The organism is Microbulbifer sp. S227A, from assembly GCF_049800935.1.
This window is the reverse complement of sequence record NZ_JBNAFZ010000017.1, coordinates 39129-51949: the sequence shown is the minus strand read 5'-3', so window position 1 is coordinate 51949 and position 12821 is coordinate 39129. Positions and strand designations below refer to the sequence as shown.

Below are 12821 nucleotides of genomic sequence, written 5' to 3'. Positions count from 1 at the left end.
ATTCAAAGGCTCACCTGACCTCTGGGCGGCCCCGAAGGGCGGCGCAGGCCGCGCGCCCGCAGGCTGTCCCGCAAGGGGGCACCGGACCTGGGGCGTGCGAGCGTTCAATTGGTGCCGGTCCCGATCCCCGCCCGGCTCAGGGGCCCGTCCGCGACGGTCTCAGGCCGCGGCCCGTGCCTTGTAGGCCTCCATCGCCGCAAGCGTATCATCCAGACTGCGCACGCCACCGGCCTGCAGATACTCCATCTGCTTCAGCGCGGCCTCGTGGGCTTCGGACCCGGAGGCGGCAACACAATCCTCGATGGTACGGCAGTAATAGTCGCCCTGGTGACCGTCGGCAAAAGTGTAGTGAACGCAGACATTGGTCAGCCCGCCCACCAGCAACAGGGTCTCGACCTTCAGACCCTTCAGCAGGATCTCCAGGTCGGTGCCGTAAAAGGCCGAGTAGCGGCGCTTCTGGATCAGATAGTCGTCGTCGCGAAAGCCCATCTGCTCACGCGCGATGTCGGTGTTGGGGTTGTTGTCAAGACAATGCACGTCTTCGTCGCCGTCCAGCTCGCGGCCGAAATCGACCAGGTTGGCCCGATGGATCTCCTGAATGAAAATCACCGGAATGTCACATTCGCGGGCCTTGTCGATGGCAACCCGCGCCTTGAGCAGGCGGGCGGCATGGCCCGGCATATGATCAATGCTGCGCTCGTCATCGTCATTTCCGAGGAAAATGCCGGCCTGAATGTCGATCACGATCAGGGCCGCCTTGCCTTCAATCAGATTTTTGCGAACTTGGTTTGGATTGACCATGATGTTACCCTTTGCAGATCAAGTTGCGTCATTTCTTGCGCCGTATCCGAGATCCCCTACCCGCATAGGCGGCAGTCACCCCGAAGAAGAGCCAGGCCGGCTTGTTGTGCCTGGTTGAATTCAGGATAGGATCAGCGGCGAATTTGGGAAATTAGATAAAACTTGTGCTCACCGAAGCTAAAACCTACGGTGCTCGCTCGTTCAATTCGCTGCGGCACCTGACCGCCCTGCGCGGCACCCGGTGAAAGAGCGGCAAGACCCTTGCCGACTTTGCGCTGGCGATCGATGCGGCGATTGATGGCGAGGGCCTGATCCCTGCGGACGATACCATCTGCGCAATAAGAACGCGCCAGCCCCCCATCCGAACCCCGGATAAAACGGCACCCCCCCCTCTCCCAATCCCAGAACCGCTTTTTGCAACGCTGAGCGAAAGTTATACGCGCTCTTGAATTTTCAACCTTTGTGAAACAATCGCCCCGGCTCCATTCAGCCTTACAGGATGGATCAGATCGTGCATTGGCACACCGCTCGACCTCGGACGCAGCGCCCATTACGGGCCACGCGCCGGGACATGCGGACCATAACAAGACATAACCCGGGACAACGCGATGGCAACGGACACTTCTCACCCCCAGCAAAGACATGCGCATATCTGGTTCAAGATGATCATCGGATCATTGTTTGGCTTTGGCTTTTTCATGATCCCCTTCCAATGGAACGGAGAGCTGACGATCCTGATCTCGCTTTTGCAGGCCACCATCAGCGCCCCGGTCAAAGGCAGCCTGCCCATGGTCATCGTCGTGTTGATGGCTCTTTCCGCTGGCGGATCGCTGCTGGGCACCCTGACGGGCGGCGCTGGCATGAACAGGTATTTCAAATCCATCTTCGTCACCACCTGGGTGTCGCTGGCCTTCCGGCTTGCCGCCGCGGTGCTGTCGATCCTGGTCTATTGGAAGGTGGGCCCCGAGGCGATCTGGAACGACTATACCGGCCAGATCATCGTTGTTGAGCTGATGCCGTCGCTTTTGGTGATCTTCCTGCTGGCGACCACATTGCTGCCCCTGCTGCTGGATTTTGGCGGTGTGGAGTTCATCGGCGTCTATCTGCAGCCCCTGTTCAAGACGATGTTCCGGCTGCCCGGCCGCGCCTCGGTGTTGACCGCGACCTCCTGGATCGGCTCTGGCACCAACGGGATCATCGCCGCCAATCTCGACTACAAGAAAGGGCTCTATTCCGCGCGTGAGGTCAGCATCCTCTGCCTTGGATTCGGCACCATCTCCATGCCCGCGGTGTTCATCTATACCACCAGCATCGGCGGCCTCGACGTGGGAACCTTTCTCTATTTCTTCTTTACCCTGTTTGTGGTCGGCGTCGTCACCACCATGGTCATTGCCCGCGTTCCGCCGCTGTCGCTGAAATCCGACGAATATTACATGGGCAAGAAAGACCCGATGCTGGATGCACCGGAAGACGCCACGCAGACCAAATGGCAGAAAGCCGCCGCGATCGCCTATGAAAAGGCCGAGAAAGCCCCCGGCCTGCCCAAGATCCTCAAGAACGGCGTGCTGACGACCTTTGACCTTTACATGACCGTGTTCCCGCTGATCGTGGTCATTGGTATCCTGGCTCTGGTCGCCACCGAGTTCACGCCGGTCTTCCAATATATCGCCGTGCCGGTTGAGCCGCTGCTGAACGCGATCGGCCTGCCCGAGGCCCAGGACGCCGCCCCGGCCTTCCTCGTGGGGTTCGCCGACCTGCTTCTGCCGTTCCTGGCCGCCGAGGGGATCGAATCGCAACTGACCAAGTTCGTGATCTGCATCACCGGCACCGTCACCGTCATCTGCATGAGCGAAACAGGTGCCATCCTGCTGAAATCGGCCATCCCGGTGCGCTTTGTCGACCTGCTGCTGGTGTTCCTGCTGAAAACCGTTGTGGCCGTGCCGATTGCGCTGGTGATGGGGCGTCTCTACGGGCTGTCGTGACCGGCCAGTCTTGAACCCGCCCCCGATACCGCCCCGGCATTCGACGCAGAAAGGTCCCGCTCATGACGCCTCTCATGGATCACCGCGCGGTTGAAACCGCATTGGACTGGTCAGCCTTGATTGCGCATTTGCGAGACTGGATCGCCGCCGATCAGGTCGAGGCCCCCGAACGCCAGGTCTGCGCCATTGCGCAACCGGACGGAACCGAAGCCTCGCTGCTGATCATGCCCGCCTGGGTGCCCGGACAGGCGATTGGCCTGAAGGCCGTGACCTTCTTTCCCGCCAACCCCGCCAGGGGGCTGGCGACCATCAACGCCAGCTATATGGTCTTTGATGGCGAAACCGGCCAGCTGCGGGCGGTGATGGACGGGGACGCGCTGACCGCCCGGCGCACCGCCGCCGCCTCGGCGCTGGCGGCGGGTTATCTGGCGCGTCAGGACGCCAGAACGCACCTGATTGTGGGCACCGGGCAGCTGGCGGTTTCGGTGGCGCAAGCACATGCGCAGGTCCGCGATTACGAGGAACATCTGGTCTGGGGCCGTACCGCCGCCAAGGCCGAGGAGCTGGCACGGGAGCTGGTGCAAGCCGGGCTCAGGGCCACCGCCGTCAGCGACCTGCAACAGGCCTGCGCCCGGGCGGATGTGATCAGCACCATCACCGCGTCCACCAAACCGCTGGTTCTTGGGGAATGGCTCAGGCCCGGCAGCCATCTGGACCTGATCGGTGCCTTCCGGCCCGACATGCGCGAGAGCGACGATCAGGCCATCGCCGGAGCCACCCTGTTTGTGGATACCGTCGAGGGGGCCGGGAAATCGGGCGACCTGCACGCGCCGCTGCGCTCCGGGGCGATCACCGCGGGTTCTATCAAGGCCGATCTCAAAGCTCTGTGCCAGGGGCTGCATCCGGGCCGCAGCCGCGCCGACGAACGCACCGTGTTCAAATCCGTTGGCATGTCGCTTGAGGACCTGGCCGCCGCCGACCTGATATTGCACAGCCCGGCGCGGTCGACGGACTCTGCCTGACCGCTTGCCGCGCGGAACTGGCGTGGCAACAACGCCGATCCGCTGCGCCCTGCCCAACGCATAGCCAAACTCTGCCGAACGGCAACCCCCTGTCCTTGCGGGCACGGGGAATTTCCGTCGCTTGACATGAATCATGATTCATGTTTCATATATTTGGCAAACCAAGAGGGAGGACTCTTCATGCTGCGCCTAGTTGCATTGGCGACCGCCAGCTCGCTCATATCCACGGCGGCATTTTCAGAAATTCGCATCGCGCATGTCTATGGCAAGACAGGCCCGTTCGAGGCATATGCGGCCCAGTCGCATAACGGGCTGATGCTGGGTCTTGAATATGCCACCGGTGGCTCGATGGAGATCGACGGCGAACCCATCGTTGTTCTGGAAAAGGATACCCAGCTGAAGCCGGATGTCGGGCGGTCCCTGCTGGAGGAAGCCTATGGCGACGATGATGCCCATATTGCCGTGGGCCCGGTCAGCTCCGGGGTCGCGCTGGCGATGCTCCCGGTGGCGGAAGAGTACGAACGCGTGCTGATCGTCGAGCCCGCCGTGGCGGATTCGATCACCGGCGACAACTGGAACCCGTATATTTTCCGTACGGGCCGCAACTCATCGCAGGACGCGATCTCCAATGCGGTCGCCCTGGGCGGCGAGGGCGTGACGGTTGCCACGCTTGCCCAGGATTACGCGTTTGGCCGCGATGGCGTGGCGGCGTTCTCGGAAGCTCTGGAAGCAACCGGCGCAAAGATCGCCCATCAGGAGTTCGTGCCGACGGACACCACCGATTTCACCGCCGCCGCCGAGCGTATCTTTTCCGCGATGGGCGACATCGAAGGCGAAAAGAAGCTGTTCATCATCTGGGCCGGCGGCGGCAACCCGATGAGCAAGATCAATGCCATGGAGCCGGGCCGTTTTGGCATCGAGATTGCAACGGGTGGCAACATCCTTGCGGCGCTGACGGCCTACAAGGAATTGCCCGGCATGGAAGGCGCGACCTATTACTACTATGAAATTCCGCAGAACCCGGTGAACGACTGGCTGGTGAACACCCATTTCGAACGCTTTGACAGCCCGCCGGATTTCTTCACCGCCGGAGGCATGTCCGCCGGGATCGCCATCGTCGAGGCCATCAGGAAGGCAGGGGGTGCCGAGGACACGGAAGCCCTGATCGAGGCCATGAAGGGCATGCGGTGGGAGACCCCAAAGGGGCCGATGATGTTCCGCCCGGAGGATCATCAGGCGATGCAATCCATGTATCACTTCCGCACGGAAATCCAGGACGGCAAGGATTATGGTGTGCCCGTCCTGGTGCGTGAGATCGGCATGGATGAATTGGACATCCCGATCCGCAACTGATCCCGAGAATGCGGCGATGAGGCGGCGCGTGCGGCCTCATCCTATCCACAAAGGATCAAGCCATGTCGCAGATACTTTTGCAGACCGAGGCCCTGAGTGTGCGCTTTGGCGGGCATCTCGCGGTTGATGCGGTTTCCTGCGCCTTTCACGCAGGCGAACTGACAGCCATCGTGGGTCCGAACGGCGCGGGCAAAACCACCTATTTCAACCTGATCTCGGGGCAGATCGCCGCGTCTTCGGGAACGGTGACCCTGATGGGTCAGGACATCACCCGCCTGGGCGTGTCCGACAGATGTCGTCGCGGTCTTGGGCGCGCGTTTCAGCTGACGAACCTTTTCCCGATGCTATCGGTTCTGGAGAATGTGCGGCTGGTCATTCAATCGCGGCGCAACATGGGTTTTCGCCTGCTGTCCATGGCCGACAGCCACACCGCATTGACCGCAAGCGCGATGGAGATACTCGAACGGGTCCGGTTGGCGGACCAGAAGGATCAGGCCGTGTCCGAACTGTCCCACGGCGATCAGCGCAAGCTCGAGGTGGCGCTGCTGCTTGGGCTCGATCCCAAGGTCTTCATGTTTGACGAACCCACCGCCGGCATGAGCGTGGACGAAGCGCCGGTGATCCTCGATCTCATTGCCGAGATCAAGCAAGACAAGGAACGCACGGTCCTCCTGGTAGAGCACAAGCTGGACGTGATCCGCAGCCTCGCCGATCGCATCATTGTTTTGCACAATGGCGCGCTGGCCGCTGACGGGCCTCCGGCAGAGGTCATGTCATCCAGCGTGGTGCAAGAGGCATATATGGGCAAGGAACTGCAAGATGTCTGATCCCATCCTGTCGCTGCGCGGCGTTTTCACCGATATCGCACAATACCATATCCTGCAGGGCGTCGACCTCGAAGTGCCGCGCGGTCAGGTGACGATGCTGCTGGGCCGCAATGGCGTGGGCAAGACCACCACGCTCAGGACGATCATGGGCCAATGGGCCGCCAAGGCCGGAGAGATCCGGTTTGACGGCCAGGACATCGCCCGGATGCCGGTTGCCGCCCGCGCCCGCGCCGGATTGGGATTTGTGCCCGAGAACATGGGCATCTTCAGCGACCTGACCGTCGAGGAAAACATGATCCTGGGCAGCAGTTCGGGGCCGCTGGACCCCGTTCGCAAGGATTGGTTGCTGACCGCGTTTCCGGCCCTGGGTACCTTCTGGACCAGCGAGGCGGGAAACCTGTCGGGCGGCCAGAAACAGATGCTGTCGATTGCCCGTGCATTGGCAGAAGACCGCAAGCTGTACCTGATCGACGAACCCACCAAGGGGCTTGCGCCGGCGATTGTGTCGACCATGGCACAGGCGCTGCGCGAGTTGAAAGCGCAAGGAGCCTCGATCCTTCTGGTCGAACAGAATTTCTCTGTTGCAAAGGCGCTTGGCGACACCGCGGCGGTGATGGATGACGGGCATGTCATCTGGACAGGCGCCATGCGCGAACTTGCCACCGACAAGGACCTTCAGGAACGCCTGATGGGTCTGAGCATGGAGATGCATTGACATGACCGCAGCACCGGATCACAGACCGACCTTTGCGGATATCTCGATATCCGAACGATTGGGCCAGGCCATGCCGCTGTTGCTGGTTCCGCTTTTGATATGCATCGGGTTCGTCGCCATCGGAACGCCCTCCTCCTGGCTGACCCTGACGGTGTCCGGCCTCGCCATGGGAATGATGATCTTTATCATGGCCTCCGGTCTGACGCTGGTGTTCGGATTGATGGATGTCATCAATTTCGGGCATGGTGCCTTTGTGTCCGTCGGTGCCTTTGTCGGCGTGTCGGTTCTGATTGCGCTTGGCGACTGGACCGGGGCGGCGTCGCTGCTACTGAACATGTCCGCCATCTTCCTGGCGGTTGTGGCCGCGATGGCCGTAACGGGCATGCTGGGCTGGGGATTTGAGCGGGTGATCGTCAAACCGGTCTATGGCGCGCATCTGAAGCAAATTCTGGTCACGGTCGGCGGGCTGATCGTGATCGAGCAACTGATCCACGTGATCTGGGGGCCGGATGAGATTTTCATCACCCGCCCCGAGATGCTGAAAGGCGCGATCACCTTTGCGGGTGCCGCGATGGAAACCTACCGGCTGCTGGCGGTCGGCATCGGGCTGGTGCTGTTTCTGGCAATGCGCCTGGTCTTGCGCCGCACCAAGATCGGCCTGATCGTGCGCGCCGGTGTAGAAGACGGCCCCATGGTGGAAGCCCTAGGATATCGCCTGCGGCTGGTCTTTGTGGGCGTGTTCATCGCCGGCTCGGCGCTGGCCGGTCTGGGCGGCGTGATGTGGGGCCTCTACCAAGAGGTGATCACCGCCGGGATGGGCGAAAAGATGATGGTGCTGGTGTTCATCGTGGCGATCATCGGCGGGCTTGGGTCGGTCGAAGGGGCCTTTATCGGCGCGCTCCTGGTGGGGCTGGTCCAGAACTATGTGGCATTTCTCGAACCCAAGCTGGCTTTGGTGTCGAATATCGCATTGATGACAGCGATCCTGATGTGGCGGCCGCAAGGCATGCTGCCGGTGGTAAAGGCAAAGTAAGATGATTGCAAAACTGCTCTCTGGCGATCAGCCCCGCTCTGCTGTGCTCACGGCCCTCTTGCTGGTGATATTCATCTGCCTTGCCGGGGCACCCTTTATCTTTGACGGCGTACGCCCGCTTGATACGGCGGCCCGGATCTGCGTGTTCATCGTGCTGGTGGCCAGCTATGATCTGCTGCTCGGATACGGCGGCATCGTCAGCTTTGCGCACACGATGTTCTTTGGCCTGGGGGCCTATGGGGTGGCGCTGGCCTCGACCCATATGGGGCGCGGGTTTGATGCCATTCTGGTCGGAACCGTGACCGGGGCCATTGCGGCCGTGCTTCTTGCGCTGCTGATCGGGCTCTTCAGCCTGCGCGTGCGCGCCATCTTCTTTGCAATGATCACGCTTGCCGTGGCTTCCGCCGTGGCGGTGCTGGTATCGCAGTTTTCCGCCATCACGGGCGGCGAGGACGGGTTGACCTACAAGATCCCGCGCCTGCTGACCTCTGCCAATCGGATGGGCGAGTTCCTCGGCACCAGGATCACCGGCAAGACGCTGAACTACTATCTGATCTTCATCGTCTCGACCCTGACATTCCTGCTGTTGCTGCGGATTGTGAACTCTCCGTTCGGGCGGGTGCTGCAGGCCATCCGCGAGAACGACTTTCGCGCCGAAGCGATTGGCTATCGCGTTGTCTGGTACCGCACCGCGGCAACCTGCATGTCGGCCGCCGCCGCCGCGCTGGCCGGCAGCCTGTTCGCCGTATGGCTGCGCTATGTCGGTCCCGACACGACGCTGAGCTTTGAGATCATGCTGGACGTGCTGCTGATGGTCGTGATCGGCGGAATGGGCACCATGTACGGGGCCGTCATCGGCGTGACGCTTTTCATCATGGCCCAGACCTATTTGCAGTCGCTGATGGGCAACGCTTCCGAGGCCACCTCTGCCCTGCCGCTTGTGCCGCATTTGCTGAACCCTGACAGATGGCTGATGTGGCTGGGAATATTGTTCATTCTCAGTGTCTATTTCTTTCCCACCGGCATGGTCGGACGCCTTCGCGAGCGGGGCGGCTCGTGACGACACAGCTGCTTTTCCTGCATGGATGGGCCATGACCGGAGATGTTTTCGCCGATCTCGCAGCCCGGTTGGGGCCGGGGTTCGAATGCCATGCGCCCGACCTGCCCGGACATGGATCAAACCAGACCTCGCGCCTCGGGCTGGATGCGTGCTGCGATCTGGTCGACACGCTTGTTCATGATCTGGACCGGCCCGTTCTGGTTGGCTGGTCGATGGGGGCCGGGGCCGCCTGGCGGTATGTCCGGACGCGGGGAACCTCGGCCCTTGCCGGGTTGATCACCATCGACATGAGCCCCAGGATCATGCCGGACGATGGCTGGGACAAGGGCATGAAAGCGCCGGGGGCCGGGGCGATACTCGCCGCGACGGCGCGCATCAGGTCGGACTGGCCGCGCGTGGCAGGCTGCGTCTCGCGCAACATGTTCGCCGCCCGCAGCGCGCCGGTTCTGTCCGCCGAAGAGGTCCGGCTGCGGCTGCTGGCGCAGAGCCCCGAGCATCTCAGCCGGGCGTGGGAGGATCTTGTCACATTGGATGAACGCCAGACAATCCCCCTGATCGACATCCCCTATCTTGTCTGCTCGGGACGCCAGAGCCGTCTTTATTCGGATGCCACGGCACAGTGGATCTGTTCGCAAGCCCGCGATGCCCGGCTTCACCAGTTCGAGGGCTCGGGGCATTCGCCACATCTGGAAGAGCCCGATTTGTTTTGCCAAGTCCTGAGAAATTTCCTGCGGGACCGGCGCGGGCACGCATTGCAAGAAGGCCGTCGGACATGACCAAGACAGCGGGCACAATCCCCAAAACCGCGCGGGGCAAGGAGCGTCGCGCCAAGATACTCGTTGCAGCCGAGCAGGTCATCGGAGAGAAAGGTTTTGTCGCGGCCTCGATAGCCGACATTACCCGGGCTGCCGACACGGCAATGGGAACTTTCTATATCTACTTCAAGAGCAAGGACGAGGTTTTTCGCGAATTGGTTCTGGACATGGGGCGCAAAACCCGCGCGCAAGCCGCCGAACGGATCGAGGCGGCGCAAGACCGGCTGGAGGCGGAACGGATCGGGCTTGAGGCCTATCTGACCGTCATTCGCGACCGCCCCATGCAATATTCGATTGTGGAAGAGGCCCGTTTCGTCGATCCCGAGATCTATCGATCCTACTATACCGAATTCGCTCAGGCCTATGCCCAGCAGCTGGACGAAGCCGTCGAGGCGCGCGAAATATCCGCCGGCGATGCCGAAATCCGGGCCTGGGCCCTGATGGGTGTCGCAAAAACGCTGGGGGAACGTTTTGTGCTGTGGGACGACTCCCCCGACATTGAACGCGTCGTGACCGAAGCCCACAGGTTCATCTGCAATGGACTGGCCCCATGACCCAACGGGCGCAGCGGGAACAGGTCATGTTGCCGGGCGGTCCCCGCCATTGCCGGACCACGCGCGCAGTGCCCCGGGCATTTGCCCGTCGGATCGCCAGGCCCAGGATCCCGTCGCGCATTCACCGGCGCGTTGATTGGACCGATGTTTGATCGGATCCCGGATATGGCTGCAAAGCGGGCGGATTTGACCCCGGATGCGGTTGCATTTCACGACACGGGCACCGGGCAGGACTGGAGTTTCGCGCGGATCAACACGGCCGCAAACGGGGTGGCGGCAGGGCTGAAATCCCAAGCCCTGCAAGACGGTGCGCGTGTCGGCATTCTCTGCCAGAACCGGGCGGAGTTCTTCGTGACGCTTTTCGCCTGCCAGAAAACCGGGCTGATCCTGTGCCCGCTGAACTGGCGCTCGCCCGCCACCGAGCTGGCGGATGTCATCGAAACCGTCGGCATCGATCTGTTGCTGCATGACGCCGGGTATCGGGAAACGGCGCAACGGCTTGCCCAAAGCTGCGGTGTGACCTGCCGCACGCTGGAAGAGGATCTCGCGCGGTGGATCGACACGGGCGGGCCGGATCTGTCCGCCGCCATCGACGCCACCCGCCCCTGGTATCTGCTCTTTACCTCTGGCACCACCGGGTTGCCCAAGGCGGTCATCCAGACCGCGCGCATGGCCTGGGCCAATGCGGTGAACATCGGCCATGCCGTCGATCTGACCTCGACGGACCGGAGCCTGTGTTTCCTGCCCCTGTTCCACACTGCGGGGATCAACCTTTATACCCTGCCCCTGTTCCTTGCCGGGGGGCATTCGACGATCCTGCCCAATTTTGCAGAAACCGGGATTCACCGCCTTTTGGCATCGGGAAACCTGACGCAGTTCTTTGGGGTTCCGGCCATTTACCAGGCGTTTTCGCTGATGCCGGATATCGATGCGATAGACTGGTCAAACATCCGCTGCGGCTGTGGTGGCGCGCCGCTTGCGGAACACCTGATCCGGTTCTTTGCGGACAAGGGCGCCTATGTTCTGAACGGCATGGGGATGACCGAAAGCGGCCCGACCGTTTTCCTGATGGACCCGGCCCATGCGGTGGACAAGATCGGCTCAGTCGGCAAGCCGCAAACCCTCGCCGAGGTTCGCCTTGAAGGCGTAGCCGATGGCATGCCCGGCGAAGGAGAACTTTACCTGCGCGGCCCCGGTATCACGCCGGGCTATTTCGGACATCCGCAAGCAACCGCAAAGGTGATCGCGGAGGATGGCTGGCTCGCCACGGGCGATGTCGCGCGCCGGGACGCGGACGGGTATTACTATATCGTCGATCGCATCAAGGACATGTTCATTTCGGGCGGCGAAAACGTCTATCCGGCAGAGGTCGAGCGTGCCCTGCACACCCATCCATCAATTCTGGAATGTGCCGTTGTGGGCGTGCCGGATGATCGCTGGGGAGAGGTCGGGGCCGCGTTCATCATGCTGCACCCGGCTGCGACGCTCGACCCGGATGAACTTCGGACCTGGAGCCGCGCGCGGCTCGCGGCCTACAAGGTGCCGGCCCATTTGCGGCTGGTAAAGGATTTCCCACGCACCGCCGCCGGCAAGATCCGCAAACCTGACCTGATCGCACAGTTCCAAGACCTTTGAATGGCAATGGCCGGGCAAACCGCGCCGGTCACGCCACCCCGCGCTCAAGATGCGGTGATATGCCGAATTTCTTGCGGTACAGCTTGGAAAAGTGGCTTGATGACGTAAAGCCGCAGGCAACCGCCACATCGATGATGCTCAGCTGGGTTTGCAGCAGCAGCAGCCGCGCCCTGTCAAGCCGCAGGGTCGTCATGTAGATCTTTGGGCTGGACCCGACATAGCGCTGGAAAAGACGCTCAAGCTGCCGGGTCGATAGCCCGATTTGCTCGGCCACCGATGACGGTGAAATCGGGGCCTCAAGGCTGGCCTGTATGATCCGGATGGCATGCCCGAGTTTTTCGTTCCGGTTTCCCAGGCGGCAAAGATCGCTTCTGGTTTGCCGGTCATCGCTTGAACGAACAGAGGCGTATAACAGTTGATCCGCCACGTGGGACGCAACCTCGGCACCGCATTTGTGACTGATCATCGCGGAAAAAATGTCAAGCGTCGCGACCCCGCCGCCACAGGTCGCGACTTTGCCTTCCTGTTCATACACCGAACAGACCGCGTCGAGCCCCGGGAACATCTCGGCAAGTGCCGGCTGGAGTTTCCAATGTGTGCTCAGCCGGTTTGCTTTCGCCAATCCTGTATGGGCCAGCAAGGCCGCGCTTCCCCCAAGGCCGCAGAGCTGCGCGCCAAAGCGCAGCGCCCGCCGCAACCAGGTGGTCAGCTTTGGCGAGGCGGGCTGCTGCTCATCCAGCGGGGCACAGATGACGATGCAATCGCCCCTGCGGGTTTCCGGCAAAGCCCCGTCAACGGCAACCGTCATGCCCGAGGACGACGTGACCGGCGCACCGGTTTCACCGACGATGTTCCAGACAAATCTTGGCTGCCCGCCGACGGCATTGGCCGACGACAGAGAGTCCACACCCGCGCCAAGATCCAGCGAGGAGAAGCCCGGAAGCAGAAGGAATATAAACCGGTCCACCTGAACCAGATCGGCTTGTGCGGTTTCGATTTTGATTTCGGTGCGCCCCATGATCCG

12 protein-coding genes are annotated in these 12821 nt (G+C 61.8%); 10 read left to right on the top strand and 2 right to left on the bottom strand.

Going from position 1 to position 12821, the window contains the following annotated elements; translation table 11 throughout:
- Nucleotides 1-159 precede the first annotated feature (159 nt).
- On the bottom strand, nucleotides 160-801 hold the full coding sequence (locus ACP15R_RS24125) for a cysteine hydrolase (protein WP_424988492.1): 642 nt from the start codon (nucleotides 799-801) through the stop codon (nucleotides 160-162).
- Between the two features lie 608 nt (nucleotides 802-1409).
- Here ACP15R_RS24125 and ACP15R_RS24120 point away from each other — a divergent pair.
- The 10 genes from ACP15R_RS24120 (at nucleotide 1410) to ACP15R_RS24075 (ending at nucleotide 11797) form a co-directional block, all read left to right on the top strand.
- Entirely contained in the window at nucleotides 1410-2783 is a 1374-nt protein-coding gene (locus tag ACP15R_RS24120; RefSeq protein ID WP_424988491.1) for a YjiH family protein, read from the top strand.
- Between the two features lie 62 nt (nucleotides 2784-2845).
- Nucleotides 2846-3805, top strand: coding sequence for an ornithine cyclodeaminase family protein (locus tag ACP15R_RS24115; RefSeq protein ID WP_424988490.1), 960 nt, complete (start codon nucleotides 2846-2848; stop codon nucleotides 3803-3805).
- A gap of 180 nt (nucleotides 3806-3985) precedes the next feature.
- Nucleotides 3986-5158, top strand: coding sequence for a substrate-binding domain-containing protein (locus tag ACP15R_RS24110; protein WP_424988489.1), 1173 nt, complete (start codon nucleotides 3986-3988; stop codon nucleotides 5156-5158).
- 62 nt (nucleotides 5159-5220) lie between these two features.
- The gene (locus tag ACP15R_RS24105) at nucleotides 5221-5985 is read left to right on the top strand and encodes an ABC transporter ATP-binding protein (RefSeq protein WP_424988488.1); all 765 of its coding nucleotides are present in this window, start codon (nucleotides 5221-5223) and stop codon (nucleotides 5983-5985) included.
- Nucleotides 5978-6700: an ABC transporter ATP-binding protein gene (locus tag ACP15R_RS24100; protein WP_424988487.1), complete on the top strand. Its 723-nt coding sequence runs from the start codon at nucleotides 5978-5980 to the stop codon at nucleotides 6698-6700. The genes ACP15R_RS24105 and ACP15R_RS24100 overlap by 8 nt, the downstream gene beginning before the upstream one ends.
- A 1-nt stretch (nucleotide 6701) precedes the next feature.
- A complete protein-coding gene (locus ACP15R_RS24095) occupies nucleotides 6702-7733 on the top strand; it encodes a branched-chain amino acid ABC transporter permease (protein ID WP_424988486.1) in 1032 nt (343 codons plus the stop codon).
- A gap of 1 nt (nucleotide 7734) precedes the next feature.
- The gene (locus ACP15R_RS24090; protein ID WP_424988485.1) at nucleotides 7735-8793 is read left to right on the top strand and encodes a branched-chain amino acid ABC transporter permease; all 1059 of its coding nucleotides are present in this window, start codon (nucleotides 7735-7737) and stop codon (nucleotides 8791-8793) included.
- Nucleotides 8700-9569 (top strand): alpha/beta fold hydrolase, encoded by an 870-nt coding sequence (locus ACP15R_RS24085; protein ID WP_424988484.1) that lies wholly within the window; start codon nucleotides 8700-8702, stop codon nucleotides 9567-9569. Before ACP15R_RS24090 ends, ACP15R_RS24085 begins: the two co-directional genes overlap by 94 nt.
- Nucleotides 9566-10162 (top strand): TetR/AcrR family transcriptional regulator, encoded by a 597-nt coding sequence (locus ACP15R_RS24080; protein ID WP_424988483.1) that lies wholly within the window; start codon nucleotides 9566-9568, stop codon nucleotides 10160-10162. Before ACP15R_RS24085 ends, ACP15R_RS24080 begins: the two co-directional genes overlap by 4 nt.
- Before the next feature lie 165 nt (nucleotides 10163-10327).
- A complete protein-coding gene (locus tag ACP15R_RS24075) occupies nucleotides 10328-11797 on the top strand; it encodes a class I adenylate-forming enzyme family protein (RefSeq protein ID WP_424988482.1) in 1470 nt (489 codons plus the stop codon).
- A 28-nt stretch (nucleotides 11798-11825) separates the two neighbouring features.
- Here ACP15R_RS24075 and ACP15R_RS24070 read toward each other — a convergent pair whose 3' ends face one another.
- Nucleotides 11826-12815, bottom strand: coding sequence for a GlxA family transcriptional regulator (locus tag ACP15R_RS24070; protein WP_424988481.1), 990 nt, complete (start codon nucleotides 12813-12815; stop codon nucleotides 11826-11828).
- Between the last annotated feature and the right edge of the window lie 6 nt (nucleotides 12816-12821).